The organism is Mesorhizobium sp. M0189 (assembly GCF_040322135.1).
Classification (GTDB): Bacteria; Pseudomonadota; Alphaproteobacteria; order Rhizobiales; family Rhizobiaceae; genus Mesorhizobium.
In genome coordinates this window covers 68,287-90,022 of sequence record NZ_JAMYSW010000007.1, presented here as the reverse complement: position 1 = coordinate 90,022, position 21,736 = coordinate 68,287, and the positions used below count along the sequence as shown (strand labels likewise).

The following is a 21,736-nucleotide window of genomic DNA, read 5'->3' as shown; positions in this document are numbered from 1 at the left end:
GAAGCTGGCGAAGCTCGTCGGCAGCGAAGCCGAAGCGCCAAGAGCAGACCTGACGCAAAGAGGCTCTCCGACCTAAACCGGCTTCCATCGCTTTGCCAGGCTATTTTCACAGGACCACGAAACAATTGTCTCCGGTCGCCGTTTCGCCCGCAGAACCTTTCGAGGAGGCGACGATGAGCACAACCGGCTTGGACGTTTTTGACAAAACGCTGCAACTAACAAACATCTGGCTCGACGAGATCATGGCGGATCTTGGTCCAGATCGCCACGTCGCCTGGCACACATTGGGCGCCGTTCTGCGAACCCTGCGGGACAGGCTACAGATCGGACTGGCGGCCAAATTGGGAGCCGAACTGCCGCTGCTCGTGCGCGGCGCCTACTATGATCGCTATCGGCCCGCCGACATGCCCGACAAGACACGCTCGCTCGAGGAGTTCCTGCAACACATCGCCGATGAATTGAAATCGACCCGTCCTGTCGATCCCGAGGATGCAGTACGCTCGGTATTTCGCGTGCTTGCACGGCATATCGACCTTGGCCAGTCGGCAAAGGTGCGAGATGCGCTGCCAAAGGAAATCCAGGCGCTCTGGCCTGAAAGCGTAGGCGTCAAATAGCGGCGATCCTGCTCATGCGGACGTGCGACGGACCAACTGCCACGAAACGCTGAAAAGGGTAGGTATTGCGCCCGGTGTTGCCGAAATCAATGAGATCAGATGATCGGCAAAATGGTCGTAGTGGGCCGTTTCAGGACCGATCGTCGTCAATGCCGTATGACTGAATTCGCCCTCGTCGATATTGCCACACCCGATGACCGCTATGTCGCCCGGCACGGAGAGCCCGGCCTCCTCGAATGCGTGCAGGGCGGTCACGGCGGCAAGATCGGATTCGACGAAAAGCGCGGTCGGCCGGTCCATGCGGGCGGCCAGCGCCGTGACATTGGCAAACGCAGCCTTGCGCGCCTCTGCACCGCCGATCACAAGGTCATCTCGCAGCGGAAGGCCGCGTGCTTGCAGGAAGCTGTGATAGGCGGCGTGACGGCTTCCGTTCACCGCTTGGGGGTTTAGAAACCTGCCGACGGTGTCCAGGTCGTCACGAACGCCGCACGATGTGTTCCGCAAGGCGATGGGCCTCCTCGGCAATCGCCAATATTATGCCTGATTTGCGCGTGGAGGCGAAATCCAACCCGGCGAAGTAGATGCCTGGCAGGGCGGCCACGCCATCCTCGTGAACAGGCTGTCCTTCCGGGTCGAGCAGACCGGAAAGCCTCACCCAACTGAAATCGCCCTTGAATCCGGTGCACCACACCACGGTCGTGATGCCGGACTCGGCAGCATCAAGAGAACGGACAGCCGGATTCGGCAGCTGCGCTGCGACAGTCTCCGCTGGGTCGGGTTCCGAAACGGGGGCATCGATTCCGGAGCGGCTGATGTATTCGTCGATATAGCGTTTGACGTTGGCGGAGGCCTCATCCGCAAAACGAACATGCTCTTCGAGATCGTCGGCGAATGACAGACGGCCGTCATCTTCGACGCCTGCGAACCGCCCCAGCAGCACGACACCTTGGGCGCCGAGCCCTTGCAGGCTTATCGTGTGTTCTACCCCAAGCAGACCACGAGGTGGAATGCGCCCCGCAAGTCGAATGATCTCGTCTCGACGCACGTCGAGAAATCCGCTTTCGACGAGCCAGAGCATGATGTCGCGACCTCTGTAGTGCCGCGAGAGCCGCCCGACCCGGCTGGTGGCAAGGAAGACTGTTCGGCCTGCTTCCGCCAGTTCTTCCGCGATCTGGGCACCGGACTGGCCGCTTCCGACCACCAGCACCGCTCCAGCCGGGAGATCAGCGGCGCTGCGATAATCAGAAGCATCGATCTGGCGCAGGCCCGGCGGCAACGCAGCGGCCCAAACTGGGCGCACCGGACAATTCAAGTTGCCGCTGGCGATCACCACGTTGCGTGCCAAAAGTGTTCCGCGCGAGGTGATCAGCCGATAGCCGCCATTCTCGTGCCCGCCGGCGAGCTCGGTCACCACAGTGTCCGGTTCGACCGGCAATTCGTTTCGCCTGGCGAAATCCTCAAGCAGGGCGACGAACTGGTTGCGCGTCAGGGCACCGAACGGATCCGAACCGTCATAGCAGTCGCCGGGCATGACGGTCTGCACGTTGGGCGTATTCATCCGGAAGGAATCCCACCGCTGGGTGCGCCAGGTCTCTCCGATGCGGCCGCGCTCCAATACGGCATGGCGCAAGCCTTGCCGAGCCAGCGAATAGCTGACGCCCAGACCGGCCCAGCCGGCCCCGACTACTACTGCATCAAGGACGTTGGCATTATCCGTCATTTGCCGCGGATCCGGAGGCTAGCGCCGTTGCAGCGCTGTGAGGCGGCACTGGCGCCATCAGCGTAACGCCTCTGCCAACGGACAACCGCCAAACAGCGGCCGATGCTGCCCGAACCCATCCCCTCGATCTGCATGGTTTCGCCCCCGACGCGAGGGCACGATAACAGTTTTATCGGGTCACGGCACGATCAAATACTCATCCGAAACCGGCAATGGTTGCGGCTTAACCTGGAAAGATTGTGAAACCGCCATCGACACGGATTACCTGCCCGTTGATGAAGCGCGCGCGCGGACCGGCGAGGAAGGCCACCGCTTCGGCGATCTCTTCAGGCTCCGCATACCGGTTCAGCGATTTCTTGCTCGAATCCATGCGCTGCGGATCGACCACGCGACTCGCCTGGAACCGTGCCGTCTTGGTGGCGCCAGGGCTTACCGCATTGACGCGTACGCCATCGTCGATCAATTCCTTGGCGAGGCAGCGCGTATAATGGACGACGGCCGCCTTAAGCGTTGAGTAGACCACCTCGGGTGAGCAGCCGATATGCGCTGCCGCCGAGGCGATGTTGATCACCGAGCCCGAGCCCCGCTTGACCATCGGCGGAACGAACGCCTGGCAAACCAACATCGTGCCGATGAGATTGTTCTCGGTTAGAACCTTGATGTCGTCGTAGTCGATGTCGAGTGCGTTGTTGGGACTGGGCTTTACGCCCTTGGCGCCGATGTCGCCGCCGGCGCAGTTGACCAGAATGTGCACGTCGCCGAGGTCCGCCTCGATCTTCCTCTTCATTTCGGCGACAGCTTGCTTGTCGCCTATATTGCCGGTGACCGCGGTCACCCGTGTCCCATGCTTCTCCAAGCCCCGGGCAGAGTCGCCGAGGTCCGCGAATTCACCATATTGAGATGGCCGGGCCCAATCGAGGTCGTGGACCGCGACGTTTGCGCCAAGTTCGGCCAAGCGGTCGGCCATCACGCGGCCGAGGCCGCGTCCCGAGCCGGTGACGAAGGCGGTCAGGCCGCTGAGGTCTCGGGTGGTCATGCTGATCTCTCCATTGCAATGAAACCGAACTTCTTCATATTGGCGGCGCTGCGGCGGATCATGTCGAGCTCATACGAAACGAGCGCGCCGTCATCGTCGCGCTCCCATGGCGTGCGGTAGTCGGCGTCGTCCGCAAGACGGTTCGCGCGCGCAGCACTCAGGCAGGCCGCGAACTCGCGTGCGGTCTTCGGCGCATATCCGTTCCACCAGTCGTCCGTGAGACAGCGAACGTGACGGGCCTCCAGCGCGCCCGGTTCGAGCACCGCCGTCAGCGTGTCGTGGTGCTCGCCAAGGATGGCTGCCAGTTCGCCAAAAGGCACGGCGCCGTCGCCGATCGCGCAGCGGACCAGACGGTAGCCCTCATCCGTGAACTGCACGCGATAGTCCTTGAGGTGAACGTGGCGGACATAGGGTGCGATCCGGTGCGTGAAGGCAAGCGGCGCCTCGCCGACAGGAAAAGTGTTGCCGGTGTCGTAGGTGATGCCGACGCCCGGTCCGCCGAGCTCGCAGAACGCGACCAGTTCGTCGCTGCCGAAGTCCTGATGGTTCTCGATGCCGAGTACCCGGCCCTCGGCCGCCGCACGCGGTCCCCAATCTGTCAACGCAGCGCGGATCGTCGTATTGAACTCACTCCATTTCCGGCCCCAGGCGTTGCGGTCGCCGCACAGGACAGGCGTCAGTGCGATACGGATCGTCGTCGCCTCGAGCAGGCGCGCAGCCCGAAATGCGTTGTCCAGCGGACCTGCCACCAGCAGCCCGCCGCTCACCACGGGGACAATATCGAGCGCACTCATACGCTTGCGCAGCGCGACGATTTCGGCATCCGGCAAGTCGGTCAACCAGGGTTCGTAGATCTCGAGCGTGCGTGCGCCCAGTTCCTGCGCCAGCGCGATGAAGCCTTCCAGTCCCACGCCGTCCGGATTGTGCCGCGGCGTGCCACGGCCCTGCAGTCCGAGATGGTAGGTCAGTCCGTAGGGGTTGAGGCCGAGACGAAGCATCAGCTTGGCGGTTCCAATGGAGGGCGGAGAGGGGTCACTAGCGCAGGCCGGCATCGACGGTGATGGACTGCTTCGTGATCATGCGGCTGTCATCCGCTGCCAGGAAGAGCACGGTCCGTGCAATCTCCTCGCCCAGGAGGACGCGACGGATCAATTGCCGCTGCACCGTCTGGTCGACTGCCTCCTGCGTCTTGAACCACAGCTCGCGCTGCCGCTCGGTCATGACGGCGCCGGGTTCGACTGCATTGACGCGGATGTTGTCGGGTCCGAACGACCGCGCCAACGCACGCGTCAGCGCCACCACAGCCCCTTTGGCGGTGGCGTAGGCCACCATCTGGTCCGCTCCGAAACGCCAGGCAATGGAGGAGAAGTTTATGATCGAGCCGAAGCCGAGTTCCTGCATATGCGGATGCACAGCTTGAGCGGCGAAGAAGTGATGCCGGAGATTGATGTCGAAGCTGCGGTCCCAATATTCGGCCGTCACTGCGTCGATGGGATGGCGCTGATCATTGGCAGCGTTATTCACCAGGACGGCGACCGGACCAAGCCGCGCGCGCACGCCTTCTACCGACGCCTTTAACGCATCGACGTCGGTCACGTCGCAATGGAGATATAAGGGAGCCCGCCCGGCGGTACCGCCGAGCTCGCGCAGCAACGCCTCCGCTGGTTCGTCCTGCACATCGAGAAAGGCTACCCGGGCGCCATTCGAGGCGAAGGCGCAGACCATATCGGCGCCGATGCCGGAGGCGCCGCCGGAGATCAGCACGACCCGATCGGCCAAGCTCGGATAGGTTGCGAATTGTACGGACATCAAATTACAGAAGCGCCTTGGTTGTTGGATCGAACAGGCAGGCGCGCGACATATCGATGCCGAGCGTTATCGTCTCGCCCATGACGGGAGCGTCGTCCGGCTCGAAGCGGCCGGTGATCTCCAGGTCACCCAGCCTGAGCACGGCAAGCGTCTCGGCCCCGGTCGGCTCGACCAGCTCGACCGGCGCCTGCATGGACGCCACAGCAGGTTTGCGCGACTTCAGGTCGGTCGTGAAACGGTAGATGTGTTCCGGCCGGATACCGAGCACGACGTCCTTTGGCGCACCGGCGGGCATCGGCGCAGCAAGGGCAAGGCTGGCGTCGCTGCCGTCAGCGGCGCGTACCGAGATGCTGGTCGAGCCGGTAAGCCGCGCCGGGATGAAATTCATCGCCGGCGATCCCATGAAACCGGCAACGAACATGTTTGTCGGCCGGTCGTAGATCCGCTTCGGCGTGTCGAACTGCTGTACCGAGCCCTGGTTCATCCGCAATGCGGGATGCAAGCGTCATCGCCTCGACCTGATCGTGGGTGACATACACCGTGGTCTTGCCGACGCGATGGTGGAGCTTCTTGATTTCGGTACGCATGTCGACGCGCAGCTTGGCGTCGAGATTGGACAGGGGCTCGTCGAACAAAAACAGCTTCGGGTCGCGGACGAGGGCACGCCCCATCGCAACGCGCTGCCGCTGGCCGCCCGAGAGCTGGCCAGGCTTGCGTTTAAGCAGCTGTTCGATCTGCAGGAGTGCGGCAACGCGCTGGACAGCTTCCGCTTGCACCGCTTTGGGCACGCCGCGGCTTTCCATGCCGAAGGTGATGTTCTGGCGCACCGTCATCGTGGGATAGAGGGCGTATGACTGGAACACCATCGCAATGTCGCGGTCCTTGGGTTGCACCGAGTTCACCAGCCGGTCGCCGATCCAAATCTCTCCCGACGTGACGGTTTCCAGGCCGGCAATCATGGCGAGCAAGGTTGACTTGCCGCAACCCGATGGACCGACAAGCGCGACGAATTCTCCGGTCTTAGCCTCGAGATTGATGCCGGAAAGAATCTCGAGCGAGCCGTAGCTCTTGTGAAGGTTGCGGATCATCAACGCGGACATGGGCGACGCCTCATTTGATGGCGCCCTGCGTGAGGCCGCGCACGAAGTATTTGCCACCGAACAGATAGATCAGCAGCGGTGGCAACGCGCCGATCAGCACGGCTGCGCTCATCACATCGTAAGCACGTGCAGTCGTGCCGCCGGCCGTGAGCGCGACCAACGCCGCCGTAATCGGCTGCTGCTGGCCCGACGTGAAGACGACGCCGAACAGATACTCGTTCCAGATGCCGGTGAACTGCCAGATGACGGTGACAATCAGAATGGGCGGCGACAGGGGCAGGATGATCTTGCGGAAGATTCGCCAGAAGCCGGCGCCGTCAATGCGCGCCGCCTTGATAAGGTCGTCCGGTATGCTGACGTAGAAATTGCGGCAGAACAGGGTGGTGAACGAGATGCCCTGGACGACGTGGATCAACACCAGCCCATATGTGGAATTGGTCAGGCCGAGCTTGCCGAGCAGGAACGCCCACGGCATCAGCGAAATCTGGCCGGGCATGAATACGCCGAGCAGCATCAGATTGAAGGTCAGTTCGGAACCCCTGAAGCGCCATTTGGAGAGGATGTAGCCGTTCATGGCGCCGAGAATGGTCGAGATGATTGTGGCGGGGATCGTCATCGCCAGCGAGTTGAAGAAATTGCGCTTCATGCCCTCGCAGGTACCGCTGACACAGTAGGATCCCCAGGCCTGCGCCCACGCATCGAACCGGAAGCTGCGAGGTACGGAGATGAGGCCGTTGCGGGCAATCTCCGACTGCTCGCGCAATGAGTTGAAGATCACCACCAGCAACGGCACGAGATAGACCATCGCGAAAAGCGCCAGCACGGCATAAACAAGGAAGCGGCTCCAGAAATGCCGGCGCGTGGCTGCGGCAGCTTCCGGATCAAAGCCGGTCGGATTGGGGCGGGCCGGGTCAAAGCTGGCATTGGGGGCAATTTCAGCCATTGCGGCCCTCCGCCCGCCGGCGCCAGACGATCCACAACGAGTACGGCACCAGCACCACCGCGACTGCCGCGAGCATCATCATCGCCGCGGCGGCACCCTCGCCGATTTGCCCGCGCTGGAACATCAGGTCGTAGACATAGATGGCGGGGAAGGTGGTGGACACGCCTGGCCCACCCCGCGTCAACGCCGCCACCAGGTCGAAGGTCTTGATGGCGAATTGTATCTGAATGACCGCCACCGCCAGGAATATCGGGGCGATGGTGGGCAGGATGACCCTGCGATAGGTCCGGAAAACCGACGCGCCGTCGATTTGCGCGGCTTTGACGAGATCCGGATCGACCGACCGCAGACCGGCCAGGAAAAGTGCCATCGCGAAGCCGGACGACTGCCAGATACCGGTTATGATCACCGCATAGATCGCCGTGTTGCGGTTGGCCGTCAGGGCGAAGCTGAAGTCGGTCCAGCCAAGCCCGCGAACGAAGGCCTGGATACCGTCGACAGGGTTATAGAGCCAGCTCCACACCGTACCGGTGACGATGAAGGACACCGCCAACGGATAGAGGAAGATAGTGCGCCAAACCGCCTCGCCGCGGACGCGCTGGTCGATCGCGATCGCGAGCAGCAGGCCAACCGCCATCGAGCCAACGATATAGAAGCCGCTGAACAGGAAGAGATTCGTATAGGCGATGTTCCAGCGCCGGTTTGCCCAGAGCGAAGCGTAATTGTCGAGGCCGACGAACCCATAGGTCGGCAACAGCGACGAATTGGACAGCGAGATGTAGAGCGTCCAGAGCGTGAAGACGAAAACATAGACGAAGCTCGCCGCTATCGACGGCGCCAGCACCAGAATGGGCACCATCGTGCCGAGGCGCTCGCGCCACGGCCGGGTCGTGGCGGCTGCTCCTGGCACAATCAGGTCATGGGTGGACATCGGGCTGCTCCGGCGAGGTCTGGCCGGGCGCTTCGCCCCCGGCCATCATCGGCAGCTTCACTTCTGCGCTTCTGCCGCATCCGCCATGGCATTGGCCGCATCCTGCGCACTCATATCCGGCGTCGCCACAAACTCGGTGATGGTATCCATCATTGCGCCGCGGACTTTTTGCGGAACCGTCATGTTGTGCGCCATCGAACGGACGAGCGTGCCGGCGGCGATCGAGGCTTGCAGATCCTTTTGCGAGAGTTGCTGGCAGGGATTGAAGCCGTTCGAAAGATCGACGTCGAGGCGGGCCGGGATGGAGCCTTTGGTCTGATTGAAAATGGTCTGGAACTCGGGCGACAGGATGATGCTGGCAAGCAGCTTCTGTCCCTCGATGTAGTCCGGGTCCTTCTGCTTGAAGAACACGACCGAGTCTGAATTCAGGATGAAGCCGGGCTTGCCCCAATCGGTCGGCGCCTGGGCACAGACATAGTCGGCGCCCTCCTTGAAGCCGCCAGCCGTCAGCAGGCCGATCGTCCAGTCGCCCATGATGTGGAAGGCGGCCTCGCCGCGGCCGACCAGATGCGACATGGTATCCCAGTCGCGTCCGTTCATGCCGGGATCCATGTACTTCGAGGTCATGGTGCGGAACTGCTCGAAGGCCTTGACCATGCCGTCGCTGCGCATCGCCTCGACGTCGCCCTCGACGAAAGCCTTCTTGTACAGATCGAGGTCCTGACCGTACACGACAACTTCGAAAACGGTCGAGTCGGTCCAGTCGGCGGTCGAGTGCGAAATGCAGATCTTGCCGCTGGCCACGATCTTGTCGCAGGCGGCGTTGAATTCCGCCCATGTCTTCGGCATCTCGGTGACGCCCGCATCCTTCATGACCTTTGGCGATGCCCACAGCCAGTTGATGCGGTGGATGTTCATCGGCGCCGCCACCCAATTCCCCGTCGGCTTCATCACCGGCAGCAATTCGGGAGCGACGACCTTCTCCCAATTTTCCGCCTTCGCCAGGTCGTCGAGATTAGCTGTCATGCCCGTCTCGTTCCATTCGGCGATCTCGGGGCCTTTGAGCTGTACAGCGGGAGGTGCGTTGCCGGCGATCACATCGGCACGCAGTTTGGCCAATGTGTTGGCTGTATGGCCGGCGATGGAGGTCTGCTGCTAGGTGCCACCCTTGGCGGTAAACATCTCGCCGAGCTTGGCGATAGCCTGGGCGTCCGATCCGGTCGCCCATTGGTGCAAGAGGTTGGTCTTGGGCTCCGCGAGCGCTGTTCCGGTAACCAAGGTGAAGGCGGTAGCGGCCGCAAAGGCCGTCCTCAGATATTTCATCGTTTCACTCCCATATGTGATGCACGGTTCGTATCGACCGCTTGTGGCCCGCGATTTGAGGTCGTGGCCGGTGAGATGCAGTAATCTCCGTTCTTTCCAAGATGACATATTTGGGCTATCAGTCAACGTGCTTTGTGCTCATCATGAACAAACCTTCGCTTAGAAATTGGCTGATCGACAGGCCGTCCGCGTCGCCGGAGAGCCTGATCGTCCGATGCCTGCGCGAGCGCGGCGTGCTTTCTGCGTCGCAAATTACCCGCATTACCGGTTTGGCGCGGTCGACGGTTTCAACCGCGCTCAATGGCTTGAGAAAGTCGGGGATGGTGATCGAATCCTCGGTCCATCATGACGCGGCCAGGGGTATCGGCAGGCCTGCCACGACATTGACGCTCAATCCCGCTGCGGGCACCTGCGTCGGCATCCATCTGGGCCTCGACGAGATGCGCTGCGTCGTCGCCGACGTCTCGCATTCTTTCGTTGCCGAACAAACTATCCCCATGGGTCTGGACTACCAGCCGCAACAGGCGGCCCAGCTCGCCAAGTCAGTAATTGCCCGATGCTACGAAGAGAACGGTCTGCCGATGGCGGGGCTCCTGGGGGTTGGGGTCTCCGTCTCGGGCCCAGTCAGCCGCGAAGGAGTGGTGCTGCGCGCGAGTATCGTTCCGACCTGGGCCGGGGTCAACATCCGCGATGTGTTCGGGCCGGTCCTCGAACAGCCGATCTTCGCCGACAATGAGAGCAACTGCTCGGCCATTGCGGAGCTGATGTGGGGGGCTGCCGTAGGCCAGGACGATTTCGTGCTGTTCAAGGTCGATCTGGGGGTCGGCGGGGCCATTGTCCAGCACGGCCGGCTGGTGAGCGGCATCGCCGGCGGCGCCGGCGAATTCGGGCATATCAGCATCGATCCCGGCGGTGACCTTTGCCGGTGCGGCAATCGCGGATGCCTGGAGCTCTATGCCAGCTTTGCCCGGCCGCTCGAGCAGATTTCGCGCATCGTGCGGCGGCCGGTCACGATGGACGACGTGATCATGATGGCCGAGCAGGGCGACGTAAGGGCGCTGCGGATGATCGAGGACACCGCCGAGTTCGCCGGCCGTGGGCTCGGCTTGATCGGTTCGGTGCTCAATCCGCCGCTCATTATCATCGGCGGCCGCATGGCCTTGGCGGGCGACATTCTCCTGGCGCCACTGATCGCGTCATATGAACGCCACACGCTCATCAAGTCCCGCGATGTGGCGCCCGCGCTGCGCACGCGGATAATCGTTGGCAAGCACACGGAGAACGATGCATTGCTCGGCGCGGTCGGCCTCGTGCTGCGCCACAATAGCCGACTGCGATGATATGGCTACGTTCCAGGTAAACCTTGCCGTCCGAAGGCATAGGTCATGAGTTCGAATCCCTTTGGGTGCACCAAACACCGCCATTTGCCGCCGCCTACGGCGCACGCGCCGGCCAGAGCACGCCAGCCTAGCAGCGGCGGCGACTGATTGAGTTCGAATCCGTTGAGGCGATGACGGCTCAGCCCTCATTTTGCGACATTTGGGGTCTGGTCGCACGTAAGCGGACATCACACTTCGGCGCCCACGACACCCCAGCGATCGGCCTAGGATTCCAACGTGCCCGCCCAACGACTATCAGCCTGCATTGATTAGGTCTGCACCTTGTGGCCGTTGCGAGAGTTCAGCGATCAGATGGTCGGCAACGACCCTAACGGAGGGAAGCTGCCCGCGACGATGCGGCATCAGCAGAGTCGTCGCCACGCCACGCGCTGTCCAGTCCGGTAAGATGCGGACAAGCGCGCCGGACTCGATCAGCGGCGCACAGAAGCTACCTGCCAGGCAAGCCACGCCGAGCCCGGCCCTTGCGGCTTCCCGCAAGGAGACGGTTTCGTTGGCGATATAGCGCGGAGATGGCGTGACCTCCGCAACGACGCCTTGCCCATCGTGAAGCGTCCAGACCCTCTCCGACGACGATGCCATAACCCCATCGAGCCCGTTCGCTTCCTCGGGTCGAGAAGGCATGCCGTTCTTCCGAATATAGTCGGGCGAGGCGACGAGCCAGGCGGGGTCGTAATCGATGCGACGTTGCACGAGTTCGGTATCCGGCAACGGGGCGAAGTGGTTGCGGATGGCGATGTCGAAACCTTCCTGCACGATGTCCACGAACCTGTCGGAGACGTCGAGCATGATGCGGACCTTCGGATAGCTCGCCGCGAGACGCGGAAGGATCGGCGCTAGACGGAACTGGGCGATCGGCAGCGATGCCGTGATCCGCACCGTTCCGCTCGGTTCCGCAAGGCGACCCTTGATCACATGCTCGGCCGCCTCCGCTTCGATCAGCATGGCGGCGGCATGACGATGAAAATCTCGGCCGATCTCGGTCACGGTGAAGCTGCGCGAGGTCCGCTGGACCAGACGCACGCCGATCGCCTTTTCCAGCTCGGAGAGCCGCTTGCTGAGAGTGGACTTGGGGATGCCCAGGGCACGCCCCGCCGCAGCGAAGCCGCCATGATCAACTACTTGAACGAAAACGAGGAGGTCGTTGAGATTCAGCATCCGGAGCTCTCATCGTTCCTAAATGTGGACGATAGGTCTACAGATAACCCACTACTGCTTCTGCGTCCAATATTGCATCTCTTTGTAGCCGCCGCCGTGGGGCGGGGCTGCAATTCGGAACGTAGAAGGACGCACGTACATGGCCAATATCTCGATCCTCGGCCTCGGGGCTATGGGGCAGGCGCTGACCGCCCGATTTCTTTCGCAGGGCCACACGGTCACGGTCTGGAACCGCACGCCCGGCAAGGCCGCATCACTGCTTGCCAAAGGCGCGCGCGAGGTGAAGTCCGCCGCCGACGCGACCGCCGCAAGCGACGTCACCGTGATGTGCGTGCTGGACTATGCCGCGTCGGATTCGGTGATCGATGATGCGGCATCGGCGCTCTCCGGGCGTTCGCTGGTCAATCTGACCAACGGCACGCCGGCACAGGCGCGCGCCACGGCCGAGCGGATTGCCAAGCTGGGCGCCGCCTATCTCGACGGCGGCATCATGGCGACGCCTCCGATGATCGGCGGCGAACATGCGCTTATCCTCTACAGCGGCTCCAAAGCGGCCTTCGATGCGCACGCCCGAACGCTCGAGGCGCTTGGCGCCGCGAACTATCTCGGCGGGGATGCCGGGCTGGCATCGCTGCACGACTTGGCCCTTCTTAGCGGCATGTATGGCCTTTTCGCCGGCTTCTTCCACGCTACCGCGCTCGTAGATTCCGAAGGCATCGGCGCGGGCGCTTTCCTCAAGCTCCTTGGCCCATGGATGACCGCGATGATGGGCGAGCTGCCGGGATATGCGGAGAAGATCGACAGCGGCAGGCATGGCGTGAATGTGGTGTCGAACCTCGGGATGCAGGCCGCCTCACTGGACAACATCCTCACAGCTACCCGGGAGCAGGGGGTCGCCGCCGATCTGCTCGACCCCATGCTGGACCTGTTCCGCAAACGGGTCGGAGACGGATTCGGAGATGAAGATATTTCAGGTGTTTTCGAGCTGATCCGGCGAAAGAGCGGGAAAGGCGGGTGAAGCCGTCGTGGATGGCGCCATATCCCTCGCCGCTGCCGACATTCTCGGCCTCCCGGGGAGGCGGTGCACCAGCGTCCAAAATGAATCCAGCTTCGGAGTTCGCTGCCCGCCGGCAAGCGGCTCGTCATCCTCTCCTCGCGCGGCGATGCAGGATACACTCCCGGCGGTCGGCTGGAATCCGAGTTTTGCACGGGATGATGGCTGGAACACTCGGTCAGGTTCCGCTTGACCCGGACGACTTCCCTGCGTCCTCAATGACGTCGTAGTGGCATACACGCGGATCGAAGGAGAGCAGCTCGGCGACAGCGCCCGGCTCGACGACCGCCTTTTCGACATCTGACCCGGCAAATCTGCCGATGGCCTCCATCGATTGCCACCGGGTCTGCACCTGAAATTCGATTTCGGCATCAACTTTGCGCACGCTCAACTGCGCTCCGAGAAATCCGGCCGTCTGGAGCAATGCCGGAAGGACACTGGTTCTGAAGTGGTTGGGATAACCGTGCGGATTGGACGCCGCGGCGCGAGCGCGCCATTGACGAATAACCATCTTGCTCTCCTCGATGCGTTGCCGCCAAGCAGCGGCATGTGGACCTCAAATATCTAATGCACAACTCTGGCCGCGCTGAGCCAGGCTGGCAACCACGTCGGCGACGTCAGCCAGCGTATCGTCGTCGACGCGGCGCAACTACAACTCGATTCGCTGTCGGCCCAAGGCGTCGCGGAACTCGATCGGGCCGGGGCGCGCGCTGCTGAGCAGTTCTGGTTTCGTAGACGCGTCTAAGCATCGGCACAGCCTACATATTGACTTGTATGATGCAACCCATATGGCCCGTCGCAGGCTGTGCCGCCTCGCGTTTGCGCACCTGGTTGGGGAGCCGCGAGGGCGGCTCCCCAATTCCTCATACCCCGACGTGCACCGGCGCAGGGGCCGGCGTTCTGTCCCGCGAAAGAAGGAGCAGCGCAAGCGTTGCACCGGTGGCGGCGATGATCACACAGGCCCAAAAGCCCGCCGCATACCCTGCGGTCAGTGCTGCGGGGGTATCCGACGTCCCCGTCATCGAGACAGCGACGGTGGCGGTGATAGCTACCCCCAGAGCAGCGCCAATCTGGAACATCGCGCTGTTTATCCCGGACGCGAGGCCTGCGTCGGCTTCCTTGACCTTCGAGAGAGCTGCAACGGAACCGGCAACGGCAGCCATTCCGATACCAGGCCCGAAGGCGATCAAGCCCGGAAGCAGATGCGCGAGGTAGGTGCCTTCGGGAACGATGAAGGTGAAGAGTGCGCACCCAGCGCCCATCAAGAGCATGGCGATCACGGCAATCGCACGCGCCCCGGCCCGACCGATCCATTTACCCGTCAGTGTTGAGGAGACGATCGACAGGATTGCATAGATCATCGTGCCAAGGCCAACGACAAGCGGCGAGTAACCCAGGACCTTCTGGGCATAAAGCGACACCAAAAGTGCCATGCCGAATACGAGCGCCCCGGCGAAGAGCATGGTCAGGTTCCCGCCGACAAATGAGCGAGACCGAAAGATGGCAAGGGGAACAAGCGGGTTATTCACCCGCCTTTCGATCAGCACGAATGCGCCGAGCAGTCCGAGCGTTGCACCCAACAGGCCCAGGGTTTGCGGATGGGCCCAGCCAACGCTGGGAACCTCGGTGATCGCCAGTACGAATGCCACGAGCGCCGCGGTAATCGTCACGGCGCCGCCGAGATCGAAGCCACCGCGGCTGCCGATAGCACGGCTCTCGCGCAGCGTGAACGGGCTGAGCCCCAGGATCATGGCGCAGATGGGGACATTAATGAAGAACACCCAGCGCCAACCGAGCCAATCGGCAAGCGGTCCACCCACCAGCAGCGCGGCGGTGGCCCCGCCGGCTCCCATCGCGGACCATAGCCCCAGGGCTCGATTCCGTTCATTTCCCTCGAAGGTGGTCATGAGGATCGATAGGGCGCTGGGGGTCAATACGGCAGCGGCAATTCCTTGAACAACCCAGGCACCGATGAGAAATCCTGGATTGCCGGAAAGCCCGCACGCCAGCGAGGCGACAAGGAAAGCAGCTGTGCTCGCCATGAACAGGCGCCGCCGACCCAACAGATCCGATACTCGACCCCCGAGAAGAAGAAGCCCGCCCAGAGCCAGCATGTAGGCGCTCATCACCCACTGCACCGCGGATGGGGTGAAACCGAGTTGTGCCTCGATCGAGGGTAAGGCGAGGAGGACGATCTGTCCGTCAAGGCAAACCATAAAGAAGGCTACGCAAAGTACCGCCAATGCAATCCAGCGTCGTGGATCGGGTGCGGCGGAAAAATTCTTGGATGGGATATCCATGGGAAAGTCCTTTTGCTTGCCTGCGGCGCGATAACGCCACGAGGGAGGCGCAAGGTGATTGACTTACCGCCGGTTTGGCAAGTACCTACTATTTTGTAGGTACCCTATCGGAGCGATGTGATGGCAACGAACTTACCTGAAGCCTGCGGCCTGGGGCCGGCATTCCTTGTGATCAGCGGCAAGTGGAAAGGCACGATCCTCTGGCTTTGCCGGAAGCAGCCGCGGCGGTTTGGCGAGTTGCGTCGCCTTATTCCCGACATGAGCGAGAAGATGCTCATCCAGCATTTGCGAGAGATGGTGGCGGACGGACTCCTTGACCGACACGATTTTGGGGAGGTTCCGCCTCGCGTCGCATACTCGTTGACTGACCTAGGTCTGGAGCTGGACGACGCTCTTGCTCCGCTTGCGCACTGGGGTCTCAAGCATTCGGATCGACTGACACGGGATCGACCAATGTCGCTGGTCAAGGCGTAGCGCCTTAGGTGCGGCGGTGTGCTGTGCGCGAGTATCGTTCCGACCTTGTTTGGGCCGACCCTCGAACAGCCGATCTTCGCCGAAAATGAGAGCAACTGCTCGGCCATTGCGGAGTTGATGTGGGGTGCGGCCGTCGGCCAAGACGACTTCGTGCTCCTCAAGGTCGATCTGGGCGTCGGCGGGCCATTGTCCAGCACGGCCGGCTTCGATGATCCGGCTTCGCTTCAGCGGTGCTCTGAGGCTCGTTGTTCCGCACCATTGCGGGTCCGTCACCCGATATCCTTACGCAGCGGCGCGCAGCTCTCGCCAACGATCAGTGCCGGCTGAAAAACGATGTTGCGCACGGGCTCCGACACTCTTTCCTCGATGCGGTCGACGAGCAGGCGCAGCGCTTCGTTGGTCATGTCGGCAATGGGATGTTCCGTTCTCGTCAGTCGCGGCTTCAGGCCTCCGGCGCCTGCGACGGTGTCGGTAGAGGCGACCGAGACGTCTTGCGGACAGCGCAAGCCGAGATCGGCAATGGCGCGCATCACGCCGATCGCCATGACGCCGTTCGCGACATAGATCGCCGTGGGACGGTCGGGCGAACCCATCATGTCGCGGGCCACCGAATAGGCGGCCTCCTCGCGAAATTCGCCGGACCTGACATGGCCAGGCTGCGGAGTTAATCCCCGCGCGGCCATCGCGTCGATCATGCCGTCAAGCCTGCCCTTGCTGGTCGACAGTTGCATCGGCCCGGTGACCGAACCTATGCGGCGATGCCCAAGATCGAGCAGGTAGTCGACCGCCTGCCTGCCGGCTGCCCGATTGTCTATGCTCACCGTATCGGCGCTGTTGCCTTCGATCGGTCGACCTAGAAGAACGGTCGCGATGCCTTCGAACTCATGCGGCTGATATTGATTTGCGGCGCCCACCGGAACCAGAACCATTCCGTCGCAACCGAGGGTGCGAATCCGCGACAGGATGCGCCGTTCGGTGTCGGGCTTTTCATCGCTGTTGAAGAGAACGAGTGAATAACCCCATGCCGCGACCGCTGCCTCGGCCGACCAGACGATGCGTGCGTAAAACGGGTTCGAGAGATCGGCCACCGCAAGGGCGATCAGCTGGCTGCGGTTGCGACGCAGATTGCGGGCGGCCAGCGACGGTTCATAGCGCAGCTCGCGAATGGCGGTGACGACGCGAGCCCTCAGCTCGGGACTGACAAAGGCCGTATCGTTCATGACGGCCGAAACCGTCGCAGTCGATACGCCTGCCGTTCTGGCGACGTCTTTGATGGTGGCCATTTTGCCCCGATAGCTAATCGTTTCGCTGAACTTTGGTTCAGATTTATCCCTGTGTCCAGCGGATTCATGCTTGCATTGGACTGCGTTTTGCAGGACGTTAGCGAAACGGTTTGCTATCAAGGGGCTCTGACGGCAGACTAGGCGAAGGGAGGAACACCATGAAAAATCTAGCTTGCATTATTGCCGCAGGAGCGCTCTCGCTGGCGACGGCCAGCGCTGCCGCGCAGGACAAGCCGCTTCTTGGCGTTGTGTCGATAAGCGCCACCGAGGCCAACAATGTCCGCTACATCCAGGGCGCGACGAAGGCCGCCGACGAGCTTGGCTGGAAGACCAACGTCGTGGATGCCGCCGGCAGCGCCGACCAGGCGAACGCGGCGATCCAGAATTTCGCGCAGCTCAAGGCGGATGCGATCATCGACATGGTGTTTCCCTATTCGTCGATCGGCGCCGGTCTGGCCGCCGCAGGCGACGCTGGAATACCTGTGGTGACCTGGGGCGGCGGGCTCGGCTCGACCGTTGCCGCAACCAACGGCTCGGGCGGCCCGATGGCGATTCCGGTCGTGGATCTGATGGTCAAGAAGATGGACGGCAAGGGCTCGATACTGGCGCTCACCTACCGGACCGGCGAAGTCTGCCGGAACCGCGAAGTCGTCATGGACGAGATCGTCGCCAAACACCCCGAGATCACCGTCACCAAGAACGAGGTGCGTATTCCCGGCTATTTCGAGGACGGCGCCCAGTACGCCAATGCGTGGCTGGCGTCGCATCCGGCCGGCAAGGAAAACCTGGCGATCTGGGGATGCTGGGACGACCCGGCGATTGGCGCTATCGGCTCGTTGCGCGCCCAGGGGCGCGACGACGTTCTCGTCTACGGCATCAACGGCAATGCCCAGGCGCTGGAGAACATCAAGAATGGCTTCATGACCGCCACGGCCTGGCAGGACAGCTTCACCGAGGGCTACAACATGGTCAAGATGTTGAAGGACATCAAGGACGCAGGCGGCGCATGGCAAGCCAAGGCAGCCGAGGTTCCGGCGGTGCTGGTGACCAAGGAAACCGTCGACGCCTTCCTCAAGGACCATCCGGAAGCCATAAAGTAGGACTTGGTTTGGCGGCGGCGTTCACAAGAGGTGCGCCGCAGCCGGGCGGCGCTGAAATGACGGTCCCATTGCTGGTCGCACGCGATATCGCAAAGGCCTTCGGCGGCACCCAAGCGCTGAAGGGCGTATCGCTCGATATTGCGCCGGGTGAAATCCATGGCCTTGTCGGCGCCAACGGTGCAGGCAAGTCGACCTTCATCCGCATCCTCGCCGGACTGAACCACCCCGACGCCGGTCGTATCGAGCTCGACGGCCGCCGCCAGGAGATTGGCACGCCGCAGCGGGCGACCGAACTCGGCATGAGCTTCATCCATCAGGAGCTTGCGTTCGTGCCGGGCATGACCGTGCTGCAGAACATCATGCTGGGCGTCCCGAAGAAAACGCGCTTCGGGCTGACCGATTGGCGTGCAATCGCGCGTGACGTTGCGCCGATCGCCGGTCGCGTCGGCATATCGGCGCCGCTCAACGCCAGCGTGAAGGGACTTTCGACGGCCGAGATATGGCTGATCAACATTTGCCGCGCCCTGGTGCGCAAGGCGCGCCTGATCGTCATGGACGAACCGACCGCATCGCTTGCCGCAGGTGAAGCGGAACGGCTGTTTGCGATTGTCCGCGATCTTTCCGCGTCAGGGGTGTCGGTGCTCTACATCTCGCACCGGCTGGACGAGATCCTGAACCTGTGCACGCGCGTGTCGGTCTTCCGCGATGGCCGCTCCGTCGCCGAACTCGCCGGAGACGCGCTCCACCGCCCCGCGCTGGTCGAGGCGATCGTCGGCGGTGCAATTCGCGACACTCAAAGGACGGCCACCGCAAGGGCACGCGGCGGTGTCGTGCTGGAAGCGAAGAACCTGACGCGGGTGCCGAAAGTCCGCGGCGTCAGCCTTGAGCTTCACGCCGGCGAAGTGTTGGGCATCGGCGGCCTTGTCGGCGCCGGACGAACGGAGCTCGCGCGGCTGCTTTTCGGGGCGGACCGGCCGGACAGCGGCGAGATGGCGCTGATGGGCCGGCCCTATACGCCCTCTTCCCCCGCGGCGGCCGTCCAGGTGGGGCTTGGGCTGGTCCCGGAGGAGCGCCGGGCGGAAGCGCTCTTCCTGTCCAAGAGTATCGCCTTCAATCTGAGCATCGCCAATCTCGACAGGGTCGCTTTCGGTCGCTACCTGCCGCTGATGAACCGCCGCGCCCGCACGTCTATGGCCGGCGAGATGATCCGCGCCCTGTCGATAAAGGCGCGGAACGCGAGCACGCCGGTCGGCCGTCTCAGCGGCGGCAATCAGCAGAAGGTGGCGATCGGCCGCTGGCTCCAACGCATACCGAAGGTGCTGATCCTCGACGAGCCGACGCGAGGCGTCGATATCGGAGCGCGCACCGAGATCCACCGACTGATCCGCCAGCAAGCCGAGGCAGGAATGGCGGTTCTGGTGATTTCGTCGGAACCGGACGAGTTGCCTGAGCTGTGCGATCGCGTTCTGGTGATGGCGGAAGGCCGCATCGTTCGCGAGCTGACCGGCCTAGCCATGTCGCGGAAGGCAATCGTCGAGGCAAGCTATGTCGAACCCTAAGCACTGATGGAGGACCATCCCTGATGAGCGATGTTGCGATAAGCGCCCGGCGTCTGTCGCCCGGAACCAAGGCGGCGCTCGGTATCTTTGCCCGCTATGGGACGATCATTGGGCTTCTGGCGATGATCGTCACGTTTTCGATCCTGTCGCCCGCCGCCTTTCCAACCGTGGGCAATTTCACCAATGTGCTGAACCAGGCTTCGCTGGCCATGATCATTGCCGGCGGGCTGACACTGGCCGTTGTCGTTGGCGAACTCGATCTCTCCATAGGCTTTGCCGCCAGCCTGCACGGCATTCTGATCACCGGCTTCGTCGTCCACGACAAGCTGCCAATCCCGCTTGCGGTGGTCATCGTCATCGCGCTGGGCGCGGTGATCGGTCTGGTCAACGGCTTCATCGTCACCAAGATCAAGGTCAATTCCGTCATTGCGACGCTGGGCGTCGGAACGATCCTTACAGGCCTGGCCTTCGCCTATTCCGCCGGCGTTCCCATTGTGGCGGGCGTGCCGGAGGCATTTCTCCAGCTTTCCCTTGGCCGCTGGCTGTTCGGCATTCCCAACAACATCATCGTCATGATCCTCGTTCTCGGCGGGCTTTGGGTGCTGGTCGAGCGAACGCCGCTCGGCCAGGAGATCCAGGCCGTGGGCGGCAATGCGGTGGCTGCCCGCCTTGCCGGCGTGAATGTCGATCGTATCAAGATCCTCGGTTTCGTCATTTCGGGAATGTGCGCGGCGCTGACCGGAATACTGCTTGCCTCGCGTCTCGGCAGCGGCACGGCCAGCGCCGCGGACTCCTACTTGCTCACCGCATTCGCGGCTGTGTTCCTTGGTTCGGCGACGCTGCGTGACGGGGAATTCCATGTGCTCGGCACATTGGTCGGCGCTCTCATCATCGCCTTCGGCTTCAACGGCCTCAACATTTTCGGCGCCCCGACCTTCTCGCAATATGTGTTGCAGGGCGCCATCCTGATCATTGCCGTGGGCATGGCGAGCCTGGGCCGCTCGCTGGCGGAACGCTGAAGGAGAAAGCATGACAAGCGAAAACACGCATTGGGAGGTTTACGTCGTCGAATTCGCCCGATCGAAGCAGCAGCCCTGGGTGGATCTCGTCGCAGGCATGTATGACGATGGCAAGGTCGATCTGCCCTTCTCCTTTGTCCTGCTACGCCATGGCGACCGCAACGTGCTGGTCGACACCGGCTTCATTCAGGAAACGAGCACAGCCTTCTCGCTGAAGTTCGACATTCCCCACTGGATTTCGCCGGTTCGCATGCTGGCCGAGCTTGGCATTGCAGCCGGCGCGATCACCGACATTTTTGTGACCCATGCGCATTTCGATCACATGGGATCGATCGCCGAGTTCCCGAATGCAAATCTCTATATCCAGAAAAGCGAATTGCTGTCCTGGTATGAGGCGATCGCATTGCCGCCGCGGTTCGGTTATCTCACCGCCATCATCGATCCCGACACGTTGCGCGCCGCCCTTGATGCATCGGTCGAACACCGCGTTTCGCTGATCGATGGCGACAAGGACGACGTGCTGCCGGGCATCCATGTACGGCTGGGAAGCGGCCACACGATCGGACAGCAATTCGTCATCGTCCAGTCCGCGCGGGGCAAACTGGTCGTCTCCGGCGACTGTGTCTATTCGAAGCGCCAGATCACCGGACACAAGCACGACGGCGTCTATGCGCCGCTGAACAATGCCGTCGGCAGTGTTTGGGAGCAGCTGAAGACCATCGACCGCATCAACACCGCGATCGGCGGCGATCTTGGGCAACTGATCGTCCTGCACGACATAGAGCGATGGAAGGGTCTGCCGGTCATTGCGGAAGTCGAAGGGTTCCGGATCGTCAGGGCCGGATAGGAAAATCGAAGGCGGCCTTCGCGGCAGCCTCTTCGTACGGAGCTCGACCGGTGACGCAGCTCTCATGGG

The 21,736-nt window shown here is 62.5% G+C and carries 22 protein-coding genes and 1 pseudogene; 9 read left to right on the top strand and 14 right to left on the bottom strand.

Annotation, left to right across the window (positions count from 1 at the left end):
- Positions 1 to 173 precede the first annotated feature (173 nt).
- Positions 174 to 614, top strand: a complete 441-nt coding sequence (locus NKJ09_RS15315; protein WP_023720283.1) for a DUF2267 domain-containing protein — start codon at positions 174 to 176, stop codon at positions 612 to 614.
- 12 nt (positions 615 to 626) lie between these two features.
- Here NKJ09_RS15315 and NKJ09_RS15310 read toward each other — a convergent pair whose 3' ends face one another.
- The 10 genes and pseudogenes from NKJ09_RS15310 to NKJ09_RS15265 all read right to left on the bottom strand — a co-directional run bounded on the left by NKJ09_RS15310 (position 627) and on the right by NKJ09_RS15265 (position 9,476).
- Entirely contained in the window at positions 627 to 1,049 is a 423-nt protein-coding gene (locus NKJ09_RS15310; protein WP_023720284.1) for a substrate-binding domain-containing protein, read from the bottom strand.
- A gap of 40 nt (positions 1,050 to 1,089) precedes the next feature.
- On the bottom strand, positions 1,090 to 2,334 hold the full coding sequence (locus NKJ09_RS15305) for a flavin-containing monooxygenase (RefSeq protein WP_352482017.1): 1,245 nt from the start codon (positions 2,332 to 2,334) through the stop codon (positions 1,090 to 1,092).
- Between the two features lie 223 nt (positions 2,335 to 2,557).
- Entirely contained in the window at positions 2,558 to 3,370 is an 813-nt protein-coding gene (locus NKJ09_RS15300) for an SDR family NAD(P)-dependent oxidoreductase (protein WP_023720285.1), read from the bottom strand.
- A complete protein-coding gene (locus tag NKJ09_RS15295; protein WP_352494757.1) occupies positions 3,367 to 4,368 on the bottom strand; it encodes a sugar phosphate isomerase/epimerase family protein in 1,002 nt (333 codons plus the stop codon). Before NKJ09_RS15295 ends, NKJ09_RS15300 begins: the two co-directional genes overlap by 4 nt.
- Before the next feature lie 37 nt (positions 4,369 to 4,405).
- The gene (locus tag NKJ09_RS15290) at positions 4,406 to 5,179 is read right to left on the bottom strand and encodes an SDR family NAD(P)-dependent oxidoreductase (RefSeq protein WP_352494758.1); all 774 of its coding nucleotides are present in this window, start codon (positions 5,177 to 5,179) and stop codon (positions 4,406 to 4,408) included.
- A 4-nt stretch (positions 5,180 to 5,183) separates the two neighbouring features.
- Positions 5,184 to 6,279: pseudogene (locus tag NKJ09_RS15285) on the bottom strand (ABC transporter ATP-binding protein).
- A 10-nt stretch (positions 6,280 to 6,289) separates the two neighbouring features.
- Positions 6,290 to 7,222 (bottom strand): carbohydrate ABC transporter permease, encoded by a 933-nt coding sequence (locus NKJ09_RS15280; RefSeq protein WP_352515696.1) that lies wholly within the window; start codon positions 7,220 to 7,222, stop codon positions 6,290 to 6,292.
- Complete coding sequence (locus tag NKJ09_RS15275) at positions 7,215 to 8,153, bottom strand: carbohydrate ABC transporter permease (RefSeq protein WP_352515695.1); 939 nt, start codon at positions 8,151 to 8,153, stop codon at positions 7,215 to 7,217. The genes NKJ09_RS15280 and NKJ09_RS15275 overlap by 8 nt, the downstream gene beginning before the upstream one ends.
- A gap of 57 nt (positions 8,154 to 8,210) precedes the next feature.
- On the bottom strand, positions 8,211 to 9,272 hold the full coding sequence (locus NKJ09_RS15270; RefSeq protein WP_352494759.1) for an ABC transporter substrate-binding protein: 1,062 nt from the start codon (positions 9,270 to 9,272) through the stop codon (positions 8,211 to 8,213).
- A gap of 36 nt (positions 9,273 to 9,308) precedes the next feature.
- Positions 9,309 to 9,476 carry a hypothetical protein gene (locus tag NKJ09_RS15265; protein ID WP_352494760.1) on the bottom strand — a complete coding sequence of 56 codons (168 nt, stop codon included), beginning with the start codon at positions 9,474 to 9,476 and terminating at the stop codon, positions 9,309 to 9,311.
- Positions 9,477 to 9,577: 101 nt separating this feature from the next.
- On the opposite strand from NKJ09_RS15265, the gene NKJ09_RS15260 reads away from it, so the two are divergent.
- Positions 9,578 to 10,816 carry an ROK family transcriptional regulator gene (locus NKJ09_RS15260; RefSeq protein WP_352762983.1) on the top strand — a complete coding sequence of 413 codons (1,239 nt, stop codon included), beginning with the start codon at positions 9,578 to 9,580 and terminating at the stop codon, positions 10,814 to 10,816.
- Between the two features lie 294 nt (positions 10,817 to 11,110).
- Here the strand turns inward: NKJ09_RS15260 and NKJ09_RS15255 are convergent, their stop codons facing one another.
- On the bottom strand, positions 11,111 to 12,031 hold the full coding sequence (locus NKJ09_RS15255; RefSeq protein ID WP_352494761.1) for a LysR substrate-binding domain-containing protein: 921 nt from the start codon (positions 12,029 to 12,031) through the stop codon (positions 11,111 to 11,113).
- A 139-nt stretch (positions 12,032 to 12,170) separates the two neighbouring features.
- Between NKJ09_RS15255 and NKJ09_RS15250 the strand changes: the two genes are divergently transcribed.
- Entirely contained in the window at positions 12,171 to 13,049 is an 879-nt protein-coding gene (locus tag NKJ09_RS15250) for an NAD(P)-dependent oxidoreductase (RefSeq protein WP_352494762.1), read from the top strand.
- A 214-nt stretch (positions 13,050 to 13,263) separates the two neighbouring features.
- Here the strand turns inward: NKJ09_RS15250 and NKJ09_RS15245 are convergent, their stop codons facing one another.
- Positions 13,264 to 13,596 carry an antibiotic biosynthesis monooxygenase family protein gene (locus NKJ09_RS15245; RefSeq protein WP_352515694.1) on the bottom strand — a complete coding sequence of 111 codons (333 nt, stop codon included), beginning with the start codon at positions 13,594 to 13,596 and terminating at the stop codon, positions 13,264 to 13,266.
- A 352-nt stretch (positions 13,597 to 13,948) separates the two neighbouring features.
- Positions 13,949 to 15,385: an MFS transporter gene (locus NKJ09_RS15240; protein ID WP_352762979.1), complete on the bottom strand. Its 1,437-nt coding sequence runs from the start codon at positions 15,383 to 15,385 to the stop codon at positions 13,949 to 13,951.
- Between the two features lie 120 nt (positions 15,386 to 15,505).
- Here NKJ09_RS15240 and NKJ09_RS15235 point away from each other — a divergent pair, with 120 nt between their 5' ends.
- Together NKJ09_RS15235 and NKJ09_RS15230 are read left to right on the top strand one after the other, a co-directional pair.
- The gene (locus NKJ09_RS15235; RefSeq protein WP_023720297.1) at positions 15,506 to 15,859 is read left to right on the top strand and encodes a winged helix-turn-helix transcriptional regulator; all 354 of its coding nucleotides are present in this window, start codon (positions 15,506 to 15,508) and stop codon (positions 15,857 to 15,859) included.
- An 18-nt stretch (positions 15,860 to 15,877) separates the two neighbouring features.
- Complete coding sequence (locus NKJ09_RS15230) at positions 15,878 to 16,186, top strand: ROK family protein (protein WP_156948117.1); 309 nt, start codon at positions 15,878 to 15,880, stop codon at positions 16,184 to 16,186.
- Here the strand turns inward: NKJ09_RS15230 and NKJ09_RS15225 are convergent.
- On the bottom strand, positions 16,129 to 17,142 hold the full coding sequence (locus NKJ09_RS15225; protein ID WP_023720298.1) for a LacI family DNA-binding transcriptional regulator: 1,014 nt from the start codon (positions 17,140 to 17,142) through the stop codon (positions 16,129 to 16,131). The genes NKJ09_RS15230 and NKJ09_RS15225 overlap by 58 nt on opposite strands.
- A gap of 158 nt (positions 17,143 to 17,300) precedes the next feature.
- Between NKJ09_RS15225 and NKJ09_RS15220 the strand changes: the two genes are divergently transcribed.
- From NKJ09_RS15220 to NKJ09_RS15205, 4 genes are read left to right on the top strand one after another with little or no spacing between them, the layout of a single operon-like run.
- Entirely contained in the window at positions 17,301 to 18,242 is a 942-nt protein-coding gene (locus NKJ09_RS15220; protein WP_023720299.1) for a sugar ABC transporter substrate-binding protein, read from the top strand.
- 56 nt (positions 18,243 to 18,298) lie between these two features.
- Complete coding sequence (locus NKJ09_RS15215; protein WP_023720300.1) at positions 18,299 to 19,801, top strand: sugar ABC transporter ATP-binding protein; 1,503 nt, start codon at positions 18,299 to 18,301, stop codon at positions 19,799 to 19,801.
- Positions 19,802 to 19,824: 23 nt separating this feature from the next.
- Positions 19,825 to 20,820: an ABC transporter permease gene (locus NKJ09_RS15210; RefSeq protein WP_352482025.1), complete on the top strand. Its 996-nt coding sequence runs from the start codon at positions 19,825 to 19,827 to the stop codon at positions 20,818 to 20,820.
- 10 nt (positions 20,821 to 20,830) lie between these two features.
- Complete coding sequence (locus tag NKJ09_RS15205) at positions 20,831 to 21,667, top strand: N-acyl homoserine lactonase family protein (protein ID WP_023720302.1); 837 nt, start codon at positions 20,831 to 20,833, stop codon at positions 21,665 to 21,667.
- Positions 21,668 to 21,736 lie beyond the last annotated feature (69 nt).